This window comes from Chitinophaga arvensicola, from assembly GCF_900110835.1.
GTDB lineage: Bacteria > Bacteroidota > Bacteroidia > Chitinophagales > Chitinophagaceae > Chitinophaga > Chitinophaga arvensicola.
Genome location: NZ_FOJG01000002.1, coordinates 410,258 through 432,220 on the forward strand (window position 1 = coordinate 410,258; position 21,963 = coordinate 432,220).

At 48.5% G+C, this 21,963-nt stretch carries 20 protein-coding genes; 12 read left to right on the forward strand and 8 right to left on the reverse strand.

The genetic code is table 11. The annotated features are described in order from the left end of the window. Positions 1-2: 2 nt before the first annotated feature. On the forward strand, positions 3-536 hold the full coding sequence (locus tag BMW79_RS18890) for a hypothetical protein (protein WP_089897208.1): 534 nt from the start codon (positions 3-5) through the stop codon (positions 534-536). Positions 537-568: 32 nt separating this feature from the next. Beyond that, on the forward strand, positions 569-1,576 hold the full coding sequence (locus BMW79_RS18895) for a glycoside hydrolase family 130 protein (protein ID WP_089897209.1): 1,008 nt from the start codon (positions 569-571) through the stop codon (positions 1,574-1,576). Between the two features lies 1 nt (position 1,577). Here BMW79_RS18895 and BMW79_RS18900 read toward each other — a convergent pair whose 3' ends face one another. Continuing rightward, positions 1,578-2,327, reverse strand: coding sequence for an HAD-IIB family hydrolase (locus BMW79_RS18900; protein ID WP_089897210.1), 750 nt, complete (start codon positions 2,325-2,327; stop codon positions 1,578-1,580). Between the two features lie 9 nt (positions 2,328-2,336). Further along, on the reverse strand, positions 2,337-4,463 hold the full coding sequence (gene tkt, locus BMW79_RS18905; protein WP_245752594.1) for a transketolase: 2,127 nt from the start codon (positions 4,461-4,463) through the stop codon (positions 2,337-2,339). A 361-nt stretch (positions 4,464-4,824) separates the two neighbouring features. On the opposite strand from tkt, the gene BMW79_RS18910 reads away from it, so the two are divergent. Genes BMW79_RS18910 through soxC form a run of 6 tightly spaced genes read left to right on the forward strand, consistent with a single transcriptional unit; the run spans position 4,825 to position 14,327 of the window. Then, the gene (locus BMW79_RS18910; protein ID WP_089897211.1) at positions 4,825-7,959 is read left to right on the forward strand and encodes a SusC/RagA family TonB-linked outer membrane protein; all 3,135 of its coding nucleotides are present in this window, start codon (positions 4,825-4,827) and stop codon (positions 7,957-7,959) included. Between the two features lie 19 nt (positions 7,960-7,978). Further along, positions 7,979-9,346 carry a RagB/SusD family nutrient uptake outer membrane protein gene (locus BMW79_RS18915; protein ID WP_089897212.1) on the forward strand — a complete coding sequence of 456 codons (1,368 nt, stop codon included), beginning with the start codon at positions 7,979-7,981 and terminating at the stop codon, positions 9,344-9,346. 26 nt (positions 9,347-9,372) lie between these two features. Next, positions 9,373-10,758, forward strand: a complete 1,386-nt coding sequence (locus tag BMW79_RS18920; RefSeq protein WP_089897213.1) for a hypothetical protein — start codon at positions 9,373-9,375, stop codon at positions 10,756-10,758. Between the two features lie 10 nt (positions 10,759-10,768). Further along, a complete protein-coding gene (locus tag BMW79_RS18925) occupies positions 10,769-12,430 on the forward strand; it encodes a hypothetical protein (protein ID WP_218150382.1) in 1,662 nt (553 codons plus the stop codon). Positions 12,431-12,438: 8 nt separating this feature from the next. Continuing rightward, positions 12,439-13,005, forward strand: coding sequence for a c-type cytochrome (locus BMW79_RS18930; protein ID WP_245752596.1), 567 nt, complete (start codon positions 12,439-12,441; stop codon positions 13,003-13,005). Positions 13,006-13,022: 17 nt separating this feature from the next. Continuing rightward, entirely contained in the window at positions 13,023-14,327 is a 1,305-nt protein-coding gene (gene soxC / locus BMW79_RS18935; protein ID WP_245752598.1) for a sulfite dehydrogenase, read from the forward strand. A 5-nt stretch (positions 14,328-14,332) separates the two neighbouring features. On the opposite strand, the gene BMW79_RS18940 is transcribed toward soxC, so the two are convergent. From BMW79_RS18940 to BMW79_RS18955, 4 genes are all read right to left on the reverse strand, one after another. Continuing rightward, a complete protein-coding gene (locus BMW79_RS18940) occupies positions 14,333-14,746 on the reverse strand; it encodes a hypothetical protein (RefSeq protein ID WP_089897214.1) in 414 nt (137 codons plus the stop codon). A gap of 10 nt (positions 14,747-14,756) precedes the next feature. Continuing rightward, entirely contained in the window at positions 14,757-15,119 is a 363-nt protein-coding gene (locus BMW79_RS18945; protein ID WP_089897215.1) for a DUF1304 domain-containing protein, read from the reverse strand. A gap of 27 nt (positions 15,120-15,146) precedes the next feature. Beyond that, entirely contained in the window at positions 15,147-15,530 is a 384-nt protein-coding gene (locus BMW79_RS18950; protein ID WP_089897216.1) for a ribosomal maturation YjgA family protein, read from the reverse strand. Positions 15,531-15,637: 107 nt separating this feature from the next. Further along, a complete protein-coding gene (locus tag BMW79_RS18955) occupies positions 15,638-15,964 on the reverse strand; it encodes a KGG domain-containing protein (RefSeq protein ID WP_089897217.1) in 327 nt (108 codons plus the stop codon). Between the two features lie 268 nt (positions 15,965-16,232). Here BMW79_RS18955 and BMW79_RS34255 point away from each other — a divergent pair, with 268 nt between their 5' ends. From BMW79_RS34255 to BMW79_RS18970, 3 genes are all read left to right on the forward strand, one after another. After that, positions 16,233-16,670: a DUF6496 domain-containing protein gene (locus BMW79_RS34255; protein WP_089897218.1), complete on the forward strand. Its 438-nt coding sequence runs from the start codon at positions 16,233-16,235 to the stop codon at positions 16,668-16,670. A 107-nt stretch (positions 16,671-16,777) separates the two neighbouring features. Further along, positions 16,778-17,032 carry a hypothetical protein gene (locus BMW79_RS18965; RefSeq protein WP_143059217.1) on the forward strand — a complete coding sequence of 85 codons (255 nt, stop codon included), beginning with the start codon at positions 16,778-16,780 and terminating at the stop codon, positions 17,030-17,032. Positions 17,033-17,099: 67 nt separating this feature from the next. Beyond that, complete coding sequence (locus BMW79_RS18970) at positions 17,100-17,978, forward strand: mechanosensitive ion channel family protein (protein WP_089897220.1); 879 nt, start codon at positions 17,100-17,102, stop codon at positions 17,976-17,978. Here the strand turns inward: BMW79_RS18970 and BMW79_RS18975 are convergent, their stop codons facing one another. After that, on the reverse strand, positions 17,979-19,109 hold the full coding sequence (locus tag BMW79_RS18975; RefSeq protein WP_089897221.1) for a histidine decarboxylase: 1,131 nt from the start codon (positions 19,107-19,109) through the stop codon (positions 17,979-17,981). It abuts the gene before it with no gap. Positions 19,110-19,275: 166 nt separating this feature from the next. Here BMW79_RS18975 and BMW79_RS18980 point away from each other — a divergent pair, with 166 nt between their 5' ends. Then, positions 19,276-19,740: an Lrp/AsnC family transcriptional regulator gene (locus BMW79_RS18980; RefSeq protein WP_089897222.1), complete on the forward strand. Its 465-nt coding sequence runs from the start codon at positions 19,276-19,278 to the stop codon at positions 19,738-19,740. Here the strand turns inward: BMW79_RS18980 and BMW79_RS18985 are convergent, their stop codons facing one another. Continuing rightward, positions 19,741-21,813 carry a tetratricopeptide repeat-containing sensor histidine kinase gene (locus BMW79_RS18985; protein ID WP_143059218.1) on the reverse strand — a complete coding sequence of 691 codons (2,073 nt, stop codon included), beginning with the start codon at positions 21,811-21,813 and terminating at the stop codon, positions 19,741-19,743. Positions 21,814-21,963 lie beyond the last annotated feature (150 nt).

Below are 21,963 nucleotides of genomic sequence, written 5' to 3' on the forward strand. Positions count from 1 at the left end.
TGATGAAAACATTTTTTATCCTTCCCTTATTCCTATGGATCTCCTGCGCATGTGCAGCACAGCCCATACAGAAAGACAATCTCATCGCCATCTCTTTTCTCACCTATAGTCTCCCTGATTTCGACCGCACCCCCATTGAACAGGCCGTTGCCAGGAAATGGGGCTTTACTTTTTATACCATTGGCGACTGCCTGGTAAACCAGTCGTTGATCGATAGCGTATGTAAAGTAAACGACGCGGCCGATAAGAAAATGATGGCGAGGTATGGCAGTAACTGGCGCAGCCGCTACGAAGAAGAAGTGGATATGTTGTATGCCACTCCTGAAAGAGCCCAGCTGCTTGTAAACCAGCAATTGTACATCTGGCAGAAAGAGCAGGAATTGAAAAGTAGTAATGACAGCCTTCGCTTCGCCTGGAGTAACACCGCAAAGCCGGGTGTTTACGAGGTGGTGGTGTCCGGATCAGTAAAAAATACTATCTTTTACAAACTGTTGGTAGAATATCCGAAATATAAAGTTTCGCTGCTAACACCCTGAGATATGTTTTACCCAATCGGAAACCGGCAACTATGATACGGATTAAGAAAGAAGGCGTTCTGCTGAAACAGACAGATCTGGCATTTGAGAACGAAGGGGTGTTGAACCCTGCTACAATCAGGAATGGCAAACAGGTGCTTTTTTATTACAGGGCCGTTCAACATGGCAATCATTCCAGTATCGGATTTTGCCGGCTTAGTGATCCGCTTACCGTGGCCGAACGCTTCGATAAACCCATCCTGTTTCCGGAACACGACTACGAGTCAAAAGGACTGGAAGACCCGCGCGTAGTGCAGATCGATGGCGTGTATTATCTTACCTATACTGCATTCGATGGCGTAAGCGCCTGCGCTGCACTGGCTACTTCCCAGGACGGTATTCATTTTGAAAAACATGGATTAATAGTGGCGCAGATGGATTACGCGGAGTTTCTACAACTGGCGCAAACAAATGGAAGCCTCGATAAGCGATACCCGCTCTACAATGATTTTAATCCACGTTTGTGGGATAAGGATGTACTTTTTTTCCCGAGAAGAATAAACGGACAACTCTATTTCCTGCACCGTATCAAGCCCGATATCCAACTGGTTGCCGTTAATGAGCTGACGGATCTCACACCTGACTTCTGGAAAAATTATTACCTGCATCTTCCGGATCAGATCATCATGACGTCAAAGTTTCCGCATGAAATCAGTTATCTCGGAGGAGGATGTCCTCCCATAGAAACGCCACAGGGCTGGCTTTTCATCTATCATGGGGTGCATGAAACCGACAACGGTTATGTGTATGTAGGCTGTGCGGCGTTGCTCGACCTGGAAGATCCCCGGAAAGAAATTGCGCGTCTTCCTTACCCGATCCTGGTACCAGAGCGGGATTGGGAAATAAGGGGAGATGTAGACAACGTATGTTTTCCTACGGGTGCAGTCGTATTCGGTGATACCCTCTATATTTATTATGGCGCCGGTGATGAAGTGATTGCTACCGGAACCGTTAGTCTTACGGAATTGCTCAATGAACTGCTGGCCAATCCCAGCAAATAATTCAGACTTTGTAACAGTTCACAATCGTTTCAATCACACATTTCGTTTCCTGCGGATCACGCACCCTGATACAATCTGCCCCGGCTTGTAAGGCCGGATAATCATTGCCCCCGGGGAAGATGGCATCTCCCGCAAATAACATCTCTGCAATAGGAATAATTAAAATATCGCGCAGCTTACGGATACCATATGCCTTATCAATGCCTGGTTTGGTAATGTCAACAGAAGTGGTGCCGCCAAGGCTTACAGAAAACTCGGGAATCATGTCATTCAGCAATGCTTTCATTTTTTGCCGCTTCGCAAAATCAGGATCCCATTTTTTCTTTTCTTCCAATGGCGCTTCCTGGCCCAAAGCGGAAAAAGTGATCTGGCTACCACGGTCTTCTATCGGCGCGCCCCACAGCTGTGGCGCTTTGTAGCCTAGTTGCGTGACTACCGTTTCCAGGGCATCAGTGATTTTCTTTTTTTCCGCCGGCGTAAAATCTTCTGCATATAATTTACGCCATTGTCCGCCATTATATTCATAAAACTGTGTGCCACAGGTGGGCAGAATTGATAACCGTTCCAGGCCTTTTACGCCTGGAAGCTTGCCCAATACCTGTTGCTGAAACTGTGGCCAGGCGCCGCCGGAAATGATGGCGACCCTGGCCACGGTCAGCAGGGAATATAACAGGTTGCTCATTTCTTCATCAATAGCAGATTTACTTTCTGCCAGGGTACCATCCAGGTCGAATACCACCAGTTTTTTCATTTGTTGTAATTATTTTTTTAGCAGCGCCATTGCGTGTTCACAGATATTTTCTACGGTAAAACCGAATTCACGTAACAATACAGGACCTGGTGCAGATGCGCCGAAACGGTCGATAGAAATAATGACGCCTTTATCACCTGCATAACGGTGCCATCCCTGCGAAATGCCCGCTTCTACTACAATGCGCGCGGATACTTCGGGTGGAAGCACCTGGTCGCGATAGGCCTGTGATTGTTCCTCAAACAATTCCCAGCTCGGCATAGACACGGTGCGCACCGCGATATTGAATGATTGCAGTTTCTCCTGCGCAGCCACAATCAAGCCTACTTCAGAGCCGGTGGCAATCAGGATCAGTTCCGGTTTGGCATCGGATGTATCTGCCAGCACATAGCCACCATAACGGGCGCCAATGGCGGCGGCATACTTAGTGCGGTCGAGTGTGGGCACATTCTGCCTGGAAAGGATCAGGGCCACTGGTCTGTGTGGCAGCTGTATGGCGAGTTGCCAGGCGGTGATGGTTTCGTTGGCATCTGCCGGACGGAGTACAACCAGTTCAGGAATGGCCCGCAGGGCCGCCAGTAATTCCACGGGCTGGTGCGTAGGCCCATCTTCTCCCATTGCAATGCTGTCGTGTGTAAATACATAAATCACTTTCAACTCCGACAATGCGGCAAGGCGGATAGAGGGCCGCATATAATCAGAGAATGTGAGGAAAGTAGCGGAATAGGGGATGATACCTCCATGCGCTGCCAGTCCGTTGGAAATGGCGCCCATGGCATGTTCGCGCACCCCGTACTGGATATTCCTTCCTTCAAATCCCCATACACCGCCGGCGGCGCCTTGCAGATCGCCCTGCTTCATCAGCGGACTTTCAAAATTGCCTGCATCTTTTAATTCGGTGTTGGTGGAAGTATTCAGATCGGCAGAGCCGCCTATAAATCCCGGGAGGTTTTTGAAAAACGCCTGGATCACTTTCCCGGAAGCTGCGCGGGTAGCCAGTCCTTTCGCATCTGGCGGGAACTGCACGATATCCTTATCCCAGCCTTCCGGCAGGTGATTGTTAATCAGGGAGCGTAATTCCCTGGAAAGCTCCGCATATTTTTGTTCATAGATCAACATCTGTTCTTCCCATTTGGAAGATGATTGCCTACCTACGTCTACGGCCCTACGAAAGTGTGCCAGGGCTTCTTCCGGTACCAGGAAATCCGGTGTAACCGGCCAGCCCAGTTTTTCTTTGGTCAGCTTTACGTCTGCTTCGCCGAGGGGAGAACCATGTGCGCCGCAGGTATCCTGTTTGGGAGAGCCGAAACCGATATGCGTGCGCACCAGGATCAGGGAAGGACGGTCTGTTTCCGCCTGAGCGGCACGGATAGCCTGGTCAATGGCTTCGAGGTCGTTGCCATCGGCTACCTGTTGCGTATGCCATCCGTAGGATTCAAATCTTTTGGCGTGATCTTCCGTAAAGGTAACCGGCGTAGCAGATGCCAGTGTAATGCGGTTATCATCGTATAAATAGATCAGTTTGCCCAACCGGAGGTGTCCGGCGAGAGAGGCGGCTTCTGCAGCAACGCCTTCCATCAGGTCGCCATCACTCACAATGGCGTAGGTATAATGATCTACCACGGTATCTCCGGGCCGGTTGTACCGTGCACCAAGATAAGCTTCGGCCATGGCGATACCTACGCCGTTGGCAAATCCCTGTCCGAGCGGACCTGTAGTCACTTCTACACCCGGTACCAGTCCGCGTTCCGGATGGCCGGGTGTTTTACTGCCCCATTGGCGGAACTGTTTCAGTTCTTCCATCGGCAGATCATAGCCGGTCAGGTGCAGCAAACTATAGAGCAGCGCAGAGCCATGTCCGGCTGATAACACAAAGCGGTCGCGGTTGAACCAGTGCGGATCTGAGGGACTATGCTTCAGGAAACGGGTCCATAATACATAGGCCATGGGGGCAGCGCCCAAAGGCATGCCGGGGTGCCCGCTGTCGGCTTTCTGCACGGCATCTACCGAAAGAAAACGGATCGTATTGATACACAGCTCATCCAACGCAGCAGGTTGGAGGGCAAGGGAGGTGGTGTTGGTCATGGTATTCCTTTTTTGTGTGAAAATGATCACACATAGGTCAACAAACTTCATGCGCAGAAGGTTGCCGTAATATTTTTTAATTAGTCTACTAAAATTATAGACTTTTGGAAAAATATTGTATTATTGTACCTCGACGGCTTTCCGGGTCCACTTTAGGGGAATTCATCCACCTGTTGTCATACCCTGTTTATCTTTCAAAATTTAACTGACATGGATACATCATTACACTTAATGAGGAGAATTTGCTGCGTAGGATATACCGCAAACCGATGTTAGGACACATCAATCAAAAATAAAAAGGCCGGAACTGTTGGCGCAGTTCCGGCCGGTAATCAAGGCTGTTGGAGACATTTTACAGTGAGCGCAGTTACCTGCGTCACCGGCCTCATTTTTTCATACCAAAGTAAAGATAATGAAAATTGCTATTGCATGCAGCTGCGGGCTGCTGCTGGCGGCTACCGCGTGGTCGCAGGAGTTGCGCACACCTCATGGCGCTGACACCACCAAACCTGCCCATAAAAACGTTGTTCAGAACAACATTAATCTCTCCGGACGAATTATTGATGCCAAATCACAGCAGCCCATTGCAGGTGCTATTGTGCATATCAAAGGCACCACGCATGAAGTCCAGAGCGGAGCCAACGGGGAATTCGCCTTCCTCACCGGTCAGAAGGTACCTGTTATTTACCAGATCTCTTCCCTGGGATACAAACTCAAAGAAGTATACGCCGACAAATCCAATGCCGGCAACATTTCGCTGGAAGAACTCAGCACCCAGCTCAACGATGTGGTGGTAGTGGGGTATGGTACCCAGAGAAGGAGAGACCTTACCAGCGCCATTTCTTCTGTGAAAGGCAGTGACGTGGTAACCGTACCGGTAGCCAGTTTTGATGCACAGCTGCAGGGAAGGGCTGCCGGTGTACAAATCAACTCCAACACCGGTGTGCCCGGTGATGGCGTATTTGTAAGAGTACGTGGTACTACTTCCATCAATGCGGGCAACGATCCCCTGTATATCATCGATGGGGTATTTATGAACAACTCCAGTTTGCAGACGGTGAATACCGGCGGTCGCCTGAGTTCCCCGCTGGCAGATATCAATCCGGCTGATATAGAAAATATAGAGGTATTGAAAGATGCCAGCGCTACGGCCATCTATGGCTCCAGGGGCGCCAACGGCGTGGTGATTGTAACTACCCGTCGGGGTAGTTACAACAGCAAAGCCAAAGTAAATGTAGATGTATCGGCAGGAGCGGCCTGGGCGCCCAAAATGTGGGACCTCACTACCGGTCCGCAACATGCGGAACTGGTGAATGAGTTTTACCGCAACTCCCTCGCTGATGCCACTGCCCTCAATGATAAGGCAGGCATCACCAAATACAGCTATCTGCCTTTCCGTGCCTTAACCGATAACCCGGATAAAACACCGGCCCCAAGAGGATTACCGCAGGATCAGAAAACATATGACCGCCTCGGGGAGATCTTCCAGACCGCTCCGTTGCAGAACTACAACCTGTCGCTGTCCGGTGGTAACCGCGAAACGAAATACTATTTTGGTGGAGGCTATTCCAAACAGGAATCTATCCTGAAACCCATTTCGTTTGAAAGGGCCAGCTTTAAACTGAATATCGATCAGCGTGTGAACGATAAGGTGACTGTTGGTTCCAGTAACAGCTTCTCCCGCAGCTTCCGTTCACAGGGCCGTTCGGGTGATGGTCCGCAGGGAGGTTTGCTGCAGGCGGCTTTACATACGCCTACCTATCTCCCGGAAACAAACGCCGATGGTACACCCGCGCGCTGGGCAGGCTTCGATAACGTGAAAGTACTCATAGATAACTATGACGTACATACGACAAGTTTACGTTACATCGGTAACCTCTACCTGGATGCCCAACTGCTGCCGGATCTGAAGTTTCATAGTAACCTCAGTATTGACTACAACAACTATAACGAATCTGAATACTGGAATAACCTTACCCAGCTGGGCGCGAGCCCTACCAATGGTCTGGCTACTTCTGCCATCACGCAGAATACTTCCTGGATCAATGAACAAACACTCACCTGGCGTAAACATGCCGGAGAAAAGCATTTCTTTGGCGTGCTGGTAGGGAACACGATCCAGAGCAATACGGAAACGCTTACTTCTGCACAGGGTACTGGTTTCCCGAACAACTCCTATAAATATATTTCAGCCGCCGCCACCCGCACCGCTGCGCAAACCTGGACCCGCAGCACGTTGTCATCTTTCTTTTCCAGGATTGATTACAACTATGCCGGTAAGTATTATTTCGAAGCCAGCATCCGCGCAGATGGCTCTTCTAAATTCGGAGACAACTATAAATGGGGTTATTTCCCGTCTGTAAGTGCCTCGTGGAGACTGAAAGAAGAAAGTTTCCTGAAATCCGTGAACAGCATCAGCGACCTGAAAGTGCGTGCCAGCTATGGTATCACGGGTAACCAGTCCGGTATCAGCGACTATGCCGCCAAAGGCCTGTGGTCAGGTGGTGCAGGCTACCCGGATAACAGCAGCGGTGATCAGCCGGGAACAGCGCCACTGCAACTGCCCAACCCGGATCTGCGCTGGGAAAAAACCAGCCAGGTAAACGGTGGAGTAGACCTCGGTTTGTTCAACGGCCGTATCAATATCACTGCCGACGTATACTACAAATACACCAGCGATGTGTTGCTACAACTGCCTAAGGCAGGCGTTTCCGGCTTTAGCTCTATCTACAGTAATGCAGGAGAGATCAGTAACAAAGGATATGAAATCGGTATCAATACCACGAATATCGCTACACGTAATTTTACCTGGAACACCAGTCTGAATATCGCCGGCAACACGAACAAAATTGAGAAGCTGCCTACGCCGATCTATCAGTACAACCGCGACTGGATCATTATGCAGCAGGGTTCATCCATGTACTCCTTCTGGCTGTACAATCAGCTGGGCGTAGATCCGCAAACGGGTGATGCTATTTTCGAGGGCGCCAAAGATGGCAAGCTGCCGGTATCTGCCCGTAAAGTGATGGGCAATGCAATGCCTAAGTTTTACGGTGGGTTGAGCAATACTTTTTCTTATAAAGGATTTGACCTGAGTATTCTCTTATCATTCCAATACGGTAATGACGTATACAACCTGAATCGCTTTTTCGGAGAAGGGGGTGGAACCAGAGACGCCAACCGCGTACTGTTTGCTGATCAGCTGAACCGCTGGCAGAAGCCAGGCGATATCACCAATGTACCGCGTCTAACCGCCTACGGTCTCAACTATACCATTGATCAGAACAACCGTTTCCTGGAAGATGGTTCCTTCCTCCGGCTGAAATCACTCACTTTCGGCTACACGATTCCTAAAACGATCAGTGAAAAATTACATATCCAGTTACTGCGTGTATACTTTATCGGTAGTAACCTCTGGCTGCTTACCAAATACACCGGGCTGGATCCTGAATCAAACGTTACGGGCATACAAACCGTACAGGGACTGGATCTGGGTACACCGCCGCAACCACGCAGTGTGCAGTTTGGCTTAAACGTAACTCTTTAAACGCTTCTAATTCTTCCATATGAAAACATATCGGAAATACATATCGCTTTTCTTTTTGTCGCTGACCGCTTTGTCCTGCAAGAAATTCCTGGACGTGGAACCACGTGACTCGGTATCTGATGAACAGACCATTATTGATAAAACATCTGCCAACACGGCGTTACGTGGGGTGTATCGTCGCCTTGGCAACGACAACTACTACGGTTCCCTGTTCCAGACCTTTGGTTATCTTCCGGGAGATAATGTGCAGTGGACCGGCTCCCAGTCGATCATCCAGCAGTTTATCACGCATAAAATAAATGCGGATAATGGTAACCTGCAATCTGTCTGGAGCGGCATCTATTCTACTATCAACGGTGCTAACAACGTGATTGCAAAAGTACCTGGTTTAACCGATCCTACTTTTTCGGTAACCGATAAGAACCAGGCCGTGGGAGAGGCTTACTTTATCCGCGCACTGAGCTACTTTGATCTGGCCCGTACCTGGGGAAATGTGCAGATAACGCTTACGCCTACACTGAATGCATCCGATAAGCTGGAGGTGAATGGCAGCACACAGGCGGAAGTATACAGGCAGGTATTGAGCGATCTCAATGCCGCTGATTCACTGCTGCAACTGCCGTCACAAACAGGTGTTTCCAACCCGGTAAGGGTGAATAAGCAAACCGCCTGGGCGCTGAAAGCACGCTTTTACCTGTACCAGTCGAACTGGGCAGAAGCAGAAGCTTACGCCACCAAAGTGATCAGTGACAACAAAAACTATGTATTACAGAAACCATACAGCGCCTTCTTTTTCCCTGCCAGCGCGGTGGCTACCAAAGAATCTGTGTTTGAATTGTCGTACAGTGCTACCTACCTGAGTGGTCACCGTAACTCCTGGCAGCCACCTGCCAACGGTGGTACACGTCAGTGGGCGCCTTCCGATGCCCTCATCACCCTGATCAACGATCCTAAGATTGGCGGCAACCGCAGTGCGCTGGTCGCCAAAACATCTGCCGGGTTATGGTATGGCAACCTGTATTACAGAAGTCCTGCTACCGATCCTGCTTACGTAATCCGCATTGCAGAACTCTACCTGATCCGCGCAGAAGCGCGCGCGCAGCTGGAAAAAACAGACCTGGGCCGCATTGACCTGAACATCATCCGTGACCGCGCCGGACTGGATCCTGTCAGTGAAACCATCGACAAGCCCAGTTTACTGCTGGCCATTGAAAACGAAAGGAGAGTGGAGTTTGCACTGGAACCACACCGCTGGTTTGATCTTGTGCGCACCAAACGTGCCGGCGCTGTATTGAATGTTACCAATTCGCAATTATATCTGTTCCCAATTCCGGCCAACGAAGTAGCGTTATCGAACGGACATCTGAAACAAAACGACGGTTACTAACTTATCACCTTATAACAAATTAACCAATGAGTAATGTCACAATCGGGGAAACTCCCGCCTGGAAAGACTATGAAAAGATTGGATTCCGGGTTATCTTTATTTATTTCCTGTTACAGGCGTTGCCGCTCGACTGGAAATTCTATAGTTACCTTTTCACCGGCGCAGCGTTCCCGCTTCATTATGAAGACATTTTTAACCTGGCCAACTATACCACCCGTTTCAGCGCAGGGCCGGCCGGTTATACGGATTGGGCCATCCTGCTGGCCATTGCCATTGCCGGCGCAGCGGTATGGACGTACGCCGATCGCCAACGGGAACGTACCCACGCATTAACAACCGGCAACTCACCGTCACGCACCTACGAGGTAGCTTTTTACTGGCTGCGCGTGATCCTGCGTTACCGGCTGGCGCTGGCTTTGCTGGCGTACGGCTTCCTGAAACTGTTTGCATTGCAGGCGCCATATCCTTCGCTGAGCAGTTTGAATACGCCTTATGGCGATTTTAACCGCTGGAAATTATTTTCACTCAGCCTGGGTATTGTTCCTTCGTATGAATTGTTCCTGGGAGGAGTGGAAATCGCTTTAGCGCTGTTACTGTTGTTTCGTAAAACAGCTTCCATAGGGGCTTTTATCTTCCTTATTTTCTGTGGTAATATTTTTATTTCCAACCTGGCATACGATGGGGGCGACCAGGTATATAGTCTGCTGCTCATCAGTTACGCGTTGGTGATCCTTAGCTTCGATCTGCAAAGGATCACACGCTTGCTGATTCTGCAACAGCCCACCGCAGCCACTACGTTTAAACCCGTTTTTGAAGGGGTAAGAAGAAATGGCAGGTGGATTCTGAAAACAGCCTTCCTGGTTTTCTTTGTAGTGGTGTATGGGGTGAAAACAGGCGTGGGTGCTAAACATGACCCTTATCAGTATCCAACTACCAAAGGCTTACCGGCGATCAGCGGTTTGTATAACGTGGCTACTTTTGTATTGAATGGAGATACCCTCGCTTATTCATTAACTGATTCAACCCGCTGGCGTAATGTAGTGTTTGAAGAGTGGAACACCATCAGCATCCGCACCAACAAGCCTTCCCTGATAGATGAAAATAACCAGCACCTGGTAAGGAAGGATAACGCTGAAAGACTATACGAAATAGAAGGTACCAACGGACGTCACTACTACAGCTATGCTACCGATACAACGCAGCATCTCCTTACACTGCAAAACAGGCATCCGCAGTTATCTGCTGAAACATTATCGCTGCATTATTCCCGCCCGGATAAAAACAGTGTTATCCTCACTGGAACTACCTACGGCAAAGATTCTATTTATGTAGTACTGGAAAAAGTAAATAAGAAATACCTGTTGGAAGAAGTGGCAAAAGGTACAGGCAGAAACAGAAAATTAAAACTTTAAATCTATCACTATGGCTCATAATACCCAAACATTACCCGATGAACCCGTGATCAGGGAAACCGCTTCCGGTGTGCCGCCTTCCGTAGAGGCGCCTTTGTCGCAATTGCCGCCCTGGAAAGAGTATCAGCTCATTTTATTCCGGATCGCTTTTATCTTTTTTATTGCGCTGTCGGTTCCCAATAGTATTGAATGGTACCAGCAATTGGTGCAACTCAACTGGGCATCGCTGAATTACCGCGACCTGTATGATATTGCGCGTTTTGGCTCGGGGATCAATTTCCTGGGCAATACCATCTTTGGCAGTTCGTTGCTGGGATATGCCAACTGGATCACTACCGCGTTGATAGCTACTGCCGGTGGCCTGATCTGGACCGCGGTGGTAAAGGCGCGTAAGCTGCCCCGTAAAGAATATTATACCGCCTGGTACTGGTTGCGGGTGATTGTGCGTTACCGCGCCGGTATCGGGATCATCGGTTTTGGCTTTACGAAGCTGTTACCGGTACAGATGCCTTATCCTTCTTTCGGGGTTTTAAATACCAACTTCGGGGATCTTACCGCGCAGAAAATTTACTGGTTATCCATCGGTATTGTGCCCTGGTACCAGGTGTTTGCAGGTATCGTAGAGGTAACGGCCGGCACTTTGTTGTTCTTCCGTAAAACCACTACGCTGGGATCTGTTTTATTATTGGGTGCGCTGGGAGATATTGTATACGTAAACTTTGCCTATGATGGTGGCGTGCATGTATACAGCAGTTATTTCGTACTGCTGTCGGCGTTACTGCTGGTAAATGATGTACCAAAGATCTATCGTTTGCTGATCCAGGAGCGTTTTACTATACCGGTAAACTATTATCCTTCTTTTCCCCAGAGATGGTTCCGCTATACCCGTATAGGGCTGAAATCTGCTACCATCTTCCTTTTCCTGGGCGTGCTCTTTTATCTGCAGCTGATCAACTTTTTGTACGATCCATACAAACAACCGGCAGTAGCGGGTGTAAAGCAATTGCGCGGTAACTACCAGGTAACGGAGTTCCGTTTAAATGACCAGGTGATTCCTTATTCTCCTGTTGATACCGTACGTTGGCAGGAAGCCACTTTTGAAAACTGGTCCACTTTTACTTATCGTGTCAATAAGCCACATCCGCTGGATCTGTCTAACGGTGGCGGTGATCCGCAGCGGGATGTAAACCGGACCTTTGAAATAACTGGATTGGCCGGTGGGCAGCGTGCTTTCCATTACTATGCCGATGAAGTAAATAAAGTATTGTACCTGGAAGATAAGTATAAGGCCATTCCTGACCGTCGTAACCGCACGGCGGGTGTAGGTGGCGATGGCGGCGCTCCGGTAGATGAAGCGGCCGAGAAAGCAGCGCGTCAACAGGCAGCCAGGGCGCAGAAAGACTGGATTCCTGCTGAAGCAAAGAAAAATATTGGTGATGAGTCGCTGAAAATTGCGCCCATTGCATTAACCGCCCGCAGGGCGAAAGACTATGCATCTGCGCCTGCTTACGAGAACCGTAAACGCTTTACCGTGAGCTATGCCACCACAGATGGATCGCATGTAGTGCTCACTGGTGTGGATGAAAATAAAAACAATATTTATGTAGTACTGGACCGGGTAGATAAAAAGTATGCGCTGACCCCCAGTACACTGAATGCAGGAAATTATTAAACGACGATATGTTGATGAAACGCACCGGCTGTTACCGGGTGGCTGCTGTAATGGTGTTGGGTATGCTGGCTTGCCATACCAACACCCGGCCACCGGTATCAGACTGGCCTTCCCATTTTGGATTTGGAAAAACGGCTACCAGCCGGCAGATTGATTCACTCAATATTTCTATCGCACCGGACGGCAAGGGATTGCCGTCCGGTAGCGGTAATGCTCTTAGCGGCAAGGCGATTTATCTCGCAAAGTGTGCGGCCTGTCATGGTGAAACCGGCGCAGAGCCTACCGCCAACCGCCTTGTAGCGCCTATGGGAGATACCACCCGCGTAAAAACAATCGGTAACTACTGGCCCTATGCCACCACCGTATATGATTATATCCGCCGGGCTATGCCTTTCAATGCACCGGGTTCACTGACAAATGAAGAGGTGTATAGCCTCACAGCGTTCCTGTTGTACCGCAATGAAGTGATCGACAGTACGCTGTCGCTGAATGCCGTGAATCTCCCGAAGATTGTGATGCCGGCGAAGAAGTATTATGTAGATGACGACCGGCGGGGAGGGAATGAAGTGAGATAGCCGTAAAATGAACAACTATGACTTTAGACGATAAAGAGAACGCTGGCAAAAAGATTCCCCGCAGAACGATGCTCAGGGCAGCGGCAGTTTCCGCCGCAGCAGCGCTGATGGGCGCATCCGGTGTACAACGTGGCGGGCAACCCGCTGGTGGCGGAACAGGTAAGGTTCCCGGAGTCGACAAAGGCACGCTGCCTGACGCCAACGATTCTACGCAATTATATACTGACCCGACTAAAATAACCGGTACACTCCCCGGTAAGCTGGGTACGCGCTCTCCGTTTGAGCAGCCGGTAAAAAAGCCTTCCGATATTTCTTCCCGGACGCCTTTACAGGATCTGTATGGTATTATTACACCATCGGACCTGCATTTTGAAAGGAGCCACGCCGGCGTGCCACGCATTGATCCGGAAAAATATGAATTGCTGATTCACGGCATGGTGGAACGTCCTATGGTGTTTTCCCTGCGTGATTTAAAGCGTTTTCCGGCAGTTTCCCGTATCGCCTTTATAGAATGTTCAGGTAATTTCAGAACGGGCAAGGAAACGATGACGCCGCAGGAAATTTGTGGACTTACCAGTCAGAGTGAATGGATCGGTGTGATGCTCTCCACCCTTTTCCGGGAAGTAGGCGTGCATCCCAAGGCCACCTGGTTCCTGGCAGAAGGCTCCGATGCTGCTGTGATGACACGGAGTATTCCCGTGGAGAAGGGCTGGAAAGATGCCATGATTGCCTATGGCCAGAATGGGGAAGCGATCCGCCCGGAGCAGGGCTATCCCGCCAGGTTATTCCTGCCGGGATGGGAAGGTAATACCAATGTAAAGTGGATCCGGCGCATAGAATTGTCGGATCAGCCCTTTATGACCAGGGAAGAGACTTCCAAATACACGGAAACGATCCGGGATCATAAGATCCGGCAGTTCAGTTTTGATATGGATGCGCGCTCTATTATTACCTATCCGTCTTTTCCGCAACAGGTGGAAAAAGGTTGGATAGAGATAAGAGGCATCGCCTGGAGCGGAAGAGGAAAAATAGACCGTGTGGAAATCAGCACCGACGCTGGAAAGCATTGGCAAAAGGCGGTGCTGCAGGAGCCTGTACTCGACAAGGCGCATACCTATTTCCGGCATCTCTGGTACTGGGACGGCAAACCCACAGAGATCATGAGCCTGGCGGTAGATGATACCGGTTACCGGCAGCCTACCATGAAACAACTGATCCAGGCCAGGGGCACGGATATGGGCGGATACCATGTGAACCCGGTCACCGCCTGGGTATTGAAGGGAGATGGTACCGTATTATTTAAACCGGAGAAGTGGAAATAAAGTTATTACTCAAATAAGGTAAGGTCGTCCCGCGTAACTGCATGGAAAAGATTCTGTAGCTGGTGTACATGCACAATGGGTCGCCCATAAGCCACCAGACCCTCTGCCGCATCGGTAAGCGGCTGGAAGGTGTCGTTTTCATGGCGCACATGCACGCTGTGCAGCCGGTTATATTTCAGGGAATATACATTCACATCTTCGCCATATTCGGGATCTCCCTTGATAAAACCAAACCTCGACAGCAGGTATACATCCAGCACTACCGGATTTACTTTTTCAAAGGGCAGCTTGCTGCGGGGAAGGCCGGAGTTATAGATAAAACCGGCGAGGATACCTTCCACAACGAACGCTGTTTCCTCCATGTTGTAATCAAAGTAGGATACATAGTTACCTATCCGTATGTCTGATTCGTGAATCATGAGGATTTCTTTAATAAAGCAAAATAAGCACCAGTGCAATCAACGCCGGTAATGCCTGTACGAAAAAGATCTTTTTATCGGCAGTAAGTGCGCCATAGATGCCCGCTACTGCTACGCAGCCCAGGAAAAACATCGCTACCCTTAAAGCCCATACCGGATCTGAAATACAGAAGGTCCAGGCCAGTCCGGCGGCCAGGAAACCATTATACAAACCCTGGTTAGCGGCAAGTGCTTTGGTGGGTGGAAACAGTTCTTTAGGCAATTGTTTGAATACTTTAGGACCACGGGTAGTCCAGGCAAACATCTCAAACCATAGGATATACAGATGTTCCAGCATTACAAATGCAATCAGTATTTTTATCAATAACAGCATAGTGCAGGGTTTATAAATAAATATAGGTCAAATTATTCTTTCCACAAGCCAGGCAACCGCCAGTGCAATCACGGTACCCACCGCATAACATACACAATCGCTCCACAGAAATCCGTGTCCGAGCAGGATGCCTGCAGGGGTGTTACGGAATCTGACCGCCCATTCCGCCTGGTACAGCTGCTGTACTTCGATGAGGAAACAGACCAGGTAATTGGCGATCCCTATTTTCCATAAGGGGGTAACCGGGTACAGAAAACGGATACCAAAGAAGATACAGGTGGCAGAAAATACATCGCCGCCATAGATCCGTATAATTTCCGGGAAATATTGGGGCGCCCATCTGGTGGCCAGTCCCAGGGGAATATTCAATAAAATGAGGATAAGATAAATCCAGCGCCTTTTTGCTTTCATAGGTTCAAAAAGCGATAAATATAAGAAAGAATGGGATAACAGGGACCAGTACAAACAGAAAAAGGGACCATTGGTCCCTTATACTTGCAATAACCCGCGTGACCGGTTTATTGCTGATTATCGTTGTTGGTTTCGACGTTACTTTTCTTTTTTCCACGGTTTGTGCCACCTTTCCGGCCAATAGCCGCCATGTGTTCACGGTTTCTGCTAACGGCTTCACCGCCTTTCTTACCTGCTGCACGGGCTTCTTCTGAAGTAAATTTATGGGCAACACCTTGCTGATGCGCTGCTTTTCCACCTTCTCTCGAAATGGCACGTTGCTGTTCAGGGTCCATAGAAGCAAATCCGCGTTTACTGTGCTTACTTTTCTGATCCGGATTTTTTTCAGGTGCATGTTGAACCGGCGTGGCATGTTGATATCTGATGTCTTCCATAATCCTGAGGTTTTTAGTGATAGTAGTTAAACATTTACGATATGGCGGAACAAGATATGTGCCATCACATATTATCCACGCTGGAGGCGCTCTTACGCTGAGTGTGGTAAAGTAATGGGGCAATTGATTCCACAATCCATAGAATTTTTAACACACTTTCCCTGTCAGTTCTACACTTTTTGCGTTGGAATACGTTGTTTTCCATGGCTTGTATTTTGTTTTTATAGCGCTGTTACTCTTTTTTTAAACCCATATAAATTTTTTTATCATGGCAAAATATGCTGCAAAAGCGCAAAAAAAAGTAGAAAGAAGTATGCACGAAATGCATGAAGGAAAACTAAAGAGTGGAAGAAGCAACAAGAAAGTAACGAATCCTAAGCAAGCTATCGCCATTGGCTTATCTGAAGCCAGGGCAGAGGGAGCGAAGGTACCTGAAAAAGCGGCGGCAAAGAAGAAAACAACAGCGAAAAAGGCTGCGCCTAAAAAAGCAGCGGCCAAAAAAGCAGCTCCGAAAAAAGCAGCTGCAAAAAAGGCCACGGCGAAGAAAGCGGCGCCTAAAAAAGCTGCAGCAAAGAAATCTCCCGGAAGAAAAGCAACGGCAAAAAAAGCAACGGCAAAAAAAGCAACTGCGAAGAAAGCGACTGCTAAAAAAGCAGCTCCCAAAAGAAAGTCAGCTGCACGTAAAAAATCAGCTGCTACGGCTTGATCAGCGGATATCCGGGATCATTTTTATCCTTCCAATATATACAAAAAGGCCGGTGACTACACAGCACCGGTCTTTTTTTGTGGTATATCTGTTGCAGCTGTTATTTTATGGAAAAGCACAGCGTTACTGTGATTATCAGAGGTAAACCTTATGGTTTGATCATTACGATCGACAAAGGCGCTACCGAAACCGCTTTCCAGGTGATCCCCGATGTAAGTGAACATGTATTGGATGAATATGAACCCCGCAGCAATACTTTCACCGCCGATCACAAAGATACCCTGGAAGGCAGCATCCGTACCGTGGAAACAGAGCAGATCGCCCGGATTATCTGGGAAGATATCCTCGATAAAATGAAATAACCACCCTGATAACAGCTCAAAATCAAATGTCGGTTGTACCTTCGCGGCAAAGCGAGTATGAAGAGCTATGATGGTAACCGACAAAACCTATAAGAACACTAACCGCAGGGAAAGGATGATTTTCCTGATAAAACTGCTGGTTTACCTGGGCATTGTTTATTTTAACCTGGAACACCCACCCGTCTACGATAAATTTGTATGGCTGTTTAAACTGACGAATGCACTTAGCTTTTTCCTGGGAGCCAACCTAATGATTTCCCTTGCCTGGCTGGTGATTCTCTCCTGGTATACCCGCAGGAACCGTCACAAACCTATCGAGAAAGACAATTTTATTCTCGGCATCAACCGTATCTCTTCTGTCTTAAATACGATCTTCCTGCTGCTGGCCATCACCTTCTTTTTTGGTGTGAACCCGCTGAAATTCGTCACCAGCATCACTATCGTGGCAGCAGCCCTGGCCCTGCTTACCAAAGATTATATCACCAATATGATCAATGGCCTTATCATTATGTTCTCTGACCAGTTGTCGCTCGGTGATCATGTGCGTATCGGCGATGTGAAAGGAAGAGTGCTGGATATTACACTCATCAACGTGGTGTTGCAGAACGAAGACGATGATATTGTTATTATTCCTAATTCGGTGGTGTTTACTTCTATTGTATTGAACCAGTCCAAACAGAATATCAGAAAACTGACACTCGAATTTGAACTGGATCACAAACATCCTTTTACGATCCGTGGTCTGGAAGACCGGCTCAGGGCTTCCCTAGATGCGTATGCGAAAAGTTTTGCCCCGGAAAGTTTTTCCCTGAAAACAATCGAGATCAAGAAAGACTTTGTACAATTTAAGGTACAGTTACTCATGCCACTGGCCAACCGGGAAACGGAGCGACTCATGCGCAGGGCGCTCAATACCGAAATTATGGCCATTGCAGAAGGGAAATGATCACGCCATTTCGAAGGCGCTGATAAGGCTTTCCATGAATTCATCGATCTGTGCTTTACTCACATTAGGCATACAGATAATATGCGACCACCCGTTTTCCGAAGCCAGTTGCCATTTACGGCGGATACTGACAGGAGGATCCGGGAACACCACGGTAATAGCATCGGGGTTGCGCCATGCAGGAATACCATTTTCTTTCAGCCGTTCTACAGCGTAGGCTGCTACTTCCAAACTGTGCCTGGCTCTTTCCTGTAAGCCGTCGATACCCAGGCTTTTCAAAGCATACCATAGAAACAAAGGACTATGTCCGTTTCTCGATCCTGTAATGGTGGTGTCCATACTGCCGATATAGGCCACCGACCGGGCAATGCGGTCGCGGTTCGATTTCCTGGCCACTACTACGCCACAGGGAATCGGAGAGCCAATAAATTTATGCCCGCTGATGGCGATACTATCGGCGCCGTCCACGAAGTCGAAGGCCGGCCGGGGATCCAGGAAAGCGCTGTAGCTACCGGACAGCGCACCGTCTGCATGGATATAGTGATGGTGTATCGCCAGATTTTTCAGGATACTTTTGATGCGCTTGACATCATCCCTTGCTTCCGTCATGGTGGTACCAATATTGGCCAGCATAATCACCGGCAGATGCCTGTTCATACGGATGGTATTTTCCAGGTCCTCATAATCTATTTCACCATTGGGCAGTGTACGGATAATGATACCCGGCATATTCAGGAGATGCAGGTTTTTTTGTACGCTGTAATGCGTTGCCTCTGAGTAATAAACCATGCCTTTGGGATACAGCTCACGGGCCAGGTATAAACCGTATAAATTGCCTTCGGAGCCGCCATTGGTGACGTAGCCCCACCAATCGTCTTCCGGCGCCCGGAAGAGGTTTGCAAAGAAGGATACCACGTATTTCTCCATCTCCCTGGATCCTACGGCGTAAGTAGCCGGTACAAACGGATCGCCCAGGTTGTTCAGCGGATATTGCAGAAAAGGCAGGAGGGGAGTATAATCAAAATCTTTCGATACAGGATAGCCCAGGAAATCTTTGGTGCGGGTTTGTACCTGCGCTAACAGTTCATTCAACGCAGCTGCATCCGCAGCCGCCAGCGGGTACTTTTTCATAATCGTTTTTTACAGGTGTATGATGCTGCGAAAGTAGGTATTGGTAATTGAATAGAACTGCCTGAGTGGTGTATTTAGAAAATATATACTAGTTTTATCTGAAAATCAGATATCTAGCACTGTTTAGTGCCAGCTAACTATTATTCAGCAGATAAATATAACTACCATGGATACACTGGACAGCACCGACCGTAAAATATTGGATGTATTGCAAACAGATGCGCGTCTGAATACAAAGGAAATTGCACATCGTATAGGGTTGTCTGTTACCCCTACCTATGAACGGTTAAAGAAGATCGAGAAGAGCGGGATTATCAAGCGCTATGTGACCCTGTTACATGGCGAAAAAGCCGGTAAAACGCTGGTGGCCTTCTGTAATGTATCGTTACAGCTGCATTCGCAGCCGCTCATTAAAAAGTTTGAAACGGCTATGGGGAAGATGGAAGAGGTGATGGAATGTTATCATGTGGCCGGCACGTATGATTACCTGTTGAAGGTAGTGGTAAATGATATGCGCAGTTACCAGTATTTCCTGACGAATAAACTGGCGGCCATAGAAAATATAGGGCAGGTGCACAGTTCTTTTGTGATGACGGAAATAAAGCATACCACTGCATTCCGGCTGGCCTGATTATCGTCTTAATACGCTTACGCCGCCCAGTGGATGATCCTGTACCACTACCGTATAGGCGCGGGGGTTAATTTCAGGTTCTTCCGATAAGGGAACGGTAAAAGTAAAGCTGCTGCCGCTGCCGGGCATACTGTTAAACCAGATCTGTCCGTGGTTGCGTTCCACGAAATCTTTTGACAGATGTAAGCCAAGGCCGCATCCTTTTTCATTCCGTGTGCCGGTAGTAGAGTAGTAGATGTTAGAGAAGATCCGGTGTTGATTTTCTACGGGGATACCGGTACCATTGTCTTTCACCGTGATTTCCGCCAGGTCGCTATGCTGGATGGCAGTAATCAGTACTTCTCCACCGGAGGGAGTAAACTTGATAGCATTATTGATCAGGTTGCGTAATACCAGCCGGATCATATCCGGATCAGCATATACCATAATGGCCTTGTTCAACTCATGAGAGAGTTTCACTTCTTTTTGTCTTGCCAGCGTCTGGAGCAATTCAAATTCCCGGTTTAATACCAGCGTTACATCGAAGTCATCTGCTTTTACACCGATGCCTTTCATCTGGTTGCTGGCCCATTGCAGCATATTGTCCATCATGTAGGCCGTATTTTTTACGTCTCTCCATAATTCATCGGTATAGATGCGGAACTGTACGGGATCTATTTTTTCATCTTTCAGCAAAAAGAGCAGTCCTTCCAGGATGGCCAGCGGGGAGCGGAGATCGTGGGAGATGACCGAAAATATTTTGTCTTTTACCTGGTTCAGATTTTCCAGGGTGGCGTTCTGCTCAAGGATGATGCGGTTTTGCATGGATACTTCCCGGTTCTTGTTATTCAGCTCCAGGTAGAGTTCCTGTTGCCGTTTATAAAGCCGGTACACCATCACCGTGATCAGCAGCAACGCGAGAAACAGTGCGGCAGCAGATAGCACCAGCACCCGTTGCTGTTGAATCGTAGCCAGGTGCATGTGTTGTTCTTTTTTCAGCAGGATATTTTCCCGTTGCTTTTTCTCCGATTCGTATTTTTCCTGGGATCGGGAAATCAGCCGGCCTTTTTCTGCATTAAAGAAATCGATATTGCGGCTACTGAATTCTTTGTAGCTGGCAAAGGCGGATACAAAGTCTTTCCGGGCGGAGTCCAGTTCATAACGGATCTTGAAATAGATCATTTCGTTTTTGACATTACCCAGGGTATCATTCAGGAGGCGGGCTTTTTCGAGGTTCTTCTCTGCACCTTTCAGATCACCCAGCTTCGTTTGTATCTCTGCCAGGTTCAGGCTCGACTTCACCACGCCGGGCAAATTGCCGGCATTCTTGTAATAGGTGGCAGACAATTGATGGAAACGGAGGGCATCATTGTACCGGTGTTGCAGCATCGCTACAATGCCCATGTTTTCATAGGTAAAGGCCAGGCCGCGTTGGTCGTTTAGTTCCAGTTTCAGCTTTTCTGCCTTCTCCAGGAACAGCATCGCTGAATCTGGTATTTTCAGCGCGATGTAAGCAGAACCAATATTGTTGAGTGTTTTGGCGATCTCTGTTTTTTCATTTCTTTTTAACTTGATGGCGAGCGACTTTTTCAGATAAACGAGTGCATCCCGTGGTGTATTTAGTTCTGTGAAGATGTTACCCACATCGTTGTTGAGTACGCCCAGTGTATAGGAATCGCCCAGTGTTTCTGCCAGTCGCAGCGCATTGAGGGTCAGCTGCATCTGTTGATCCAGGTGACCTTTGGTATTTTCCACCAGGGCCAGGTTACGCCAGGCCCATATTTTTCCGGGGGCATAGTGGAGGCTGTCGCTCAGGTGCAGCGCTTCTGCGCCATATTTCGCAGCGGCAGCAACGTCTGATGCAAAATGACTCCTGGCGAGCTGGTTCAGTATTTTTACTTTAGTGGTATCGTTTTTTGTATGGGAACTAAGCTGGATCTGGAGACTGTCGTTGATAGCCTGTTGCGCCGTCACCGCAGTGGACAGTAGCAGCAGGTAAAGTGGGATTAAAACGCTCTTATTCAAAGGACTGGCCGGCAGCATATATAAAGGTGTTGGCAGTGACAAGGGTGGAGCGATTCGGGGACGGTCCACTTTAACATAGGTTAAAATTAAAGATAATGTGCCACGATTCAAAGGAACTTGACAAAAAAGTAGGGCAGGAAAAAATGAATTTAGTGTTATATGGCTTTAAACCGATTCCCGTTGTATCTTTCGCTAAAGTTTATTCCCGGTCTGCCCTGA

What these genes read in the sequence shown, in the direction of transcription:
- BMW79_RS18945 (WP_089897215.1), bottom strand. Translation starts at nt 15,119, where the DNA reads ATGCTGTTATTGATAAAAATACTGATTGCATTTGTAATGCTGGAACAT.
- BMW79_RS18890 (WP_089897208.1), top strand. Translation starts at nt 3, where the DNA reads ATGAAAACATTTTTTATCCTTCCCTTATTCCTATGGATCTCCTGCGCA.
- BMW79_RS18950 (WP_089897216.1), bottom strand. Translation starts at nt 15,530, where the DNA reads ATGAAAGCAAAAAGGCGCTGGATTTATCTTATCCTCATTTTATTGAAT.
- BMW79_RS18970 (WP_089897220.1), top strand. Translation starts at nt 17,100, where the DNA reads ATGATGGTAACCGACAAAACCTATAAGAACACTAACCGCAGGGAAAGG.
- BMW79_RS18965 (WP_143059217.1), top strand. Translation starts at nt 16,778, where the DNA reads ATGGAAAAGCACAGCGTTACTGTGATTATCAGAGGTAAACCTTATGGT.
- BMW79_RS18940 (WP_089897214.1), bottom strand. Translation starts at nt 14,746, where the DNA reads ATGATTCACGAATCAGACATACGGATAGGTAACTATGTATCCTACTTT.
- tkt (WP_245752594.1), bottom strand. Translation starts at nt 4,463, where the DNA reads ATGAAGTTTGTTGACCTATGTGTGATCATTTTCACACAAAAAAGGAAT.
- BMW79_RS18895 (WP_089897209.1), top strand. Translation starts at nt 569, where the DNA reads ATGATACGGATTAAGAAAGAAGGCGTTCTGCTGAAACAGACAGATCTG.
- BMW79_RS18910 (WP_089897211.1), top strand. Translation starts at nt 4,825, where the DNA reads ATGAAAATTGCTATTGCATGCAGCTGCGGGCTGCTGCTGGCGGCTACC.
- BMW79_RS18915 (WP_089897212.1), top strand. Translation starts at nt 7,979, where the DNA reads ATGAAAACATATCGGAAATACATATCGCTTTTCTTTTTGTCGCTGACC.
- BMW79_RS18900 (WP_089897210.1), bottom strand. Translation starts at nt 2,327, where the DNA reads ATGAAAAAACTGGTGGTATTCGACCTGGATGGTACCCTGGCAGAAAGT.
- BMW79_RS18980 (WP_089897222.1), top strand. Translation starts at nt 19,276, where the DNA reads ATGGATACACTGGACAGCACCGACCGTAAAATATTGGATGTATTGCAA.
- BMW79_RS18920 (WP_089897213.1), top strand. Translation starts at nt 9,373, where the DNA reads ATGAGTAATGTCACAATCGGGGAAACTCCCGCCTGGAAAGACTATGAA.
- BMW79_RS18955 (WP_089897217.1), bottom strand. Translation starts at nt 15,964, where the DNA reads ATGGAAGACATCAGATATCAACATGCCACGCCGGTTCAACATGCACCT.
- soxC (WP_245752598.1), top strand. Translation starts at nt 13,023, where the DNA reads ATGACTTTAGACGATAAAGAGAACGCTGGCAAAAAGATTCCCCGCAGA.
- BMW79_RS18925 (WP_218150382.1), top strand. Translation starts at nt 10,769, where the DNA reads ATGGCTCATAATACCCAAACATTACCCGATGAACCCGTGATCAGGGAA.
- BMW79_RS18930 (WP_245752596.1), top strand. Translation starts at nt 12,439, where the DNA reads ATGTTGATGAAACGCACCGGCTGTTACCGGGTGGCTGCTGTAATGGTG.
- BMW79_RS18975 (WP_089897221.1), bottom strand. Translation starts at nt 19,109, where the DNA reads ATGAAAAAGTACCCGCTGGCGGCTGCGGATGCAGCTGCGTTGAATGAA.
- BMW79_RS34255 (WP_089897218.1), top strand. Translation starts at nt 16,233, where the DNA reads ATGGCAAAATATGCTGCAAAAGCGCAAAAAAAAGTAGAAAGAAGTATG.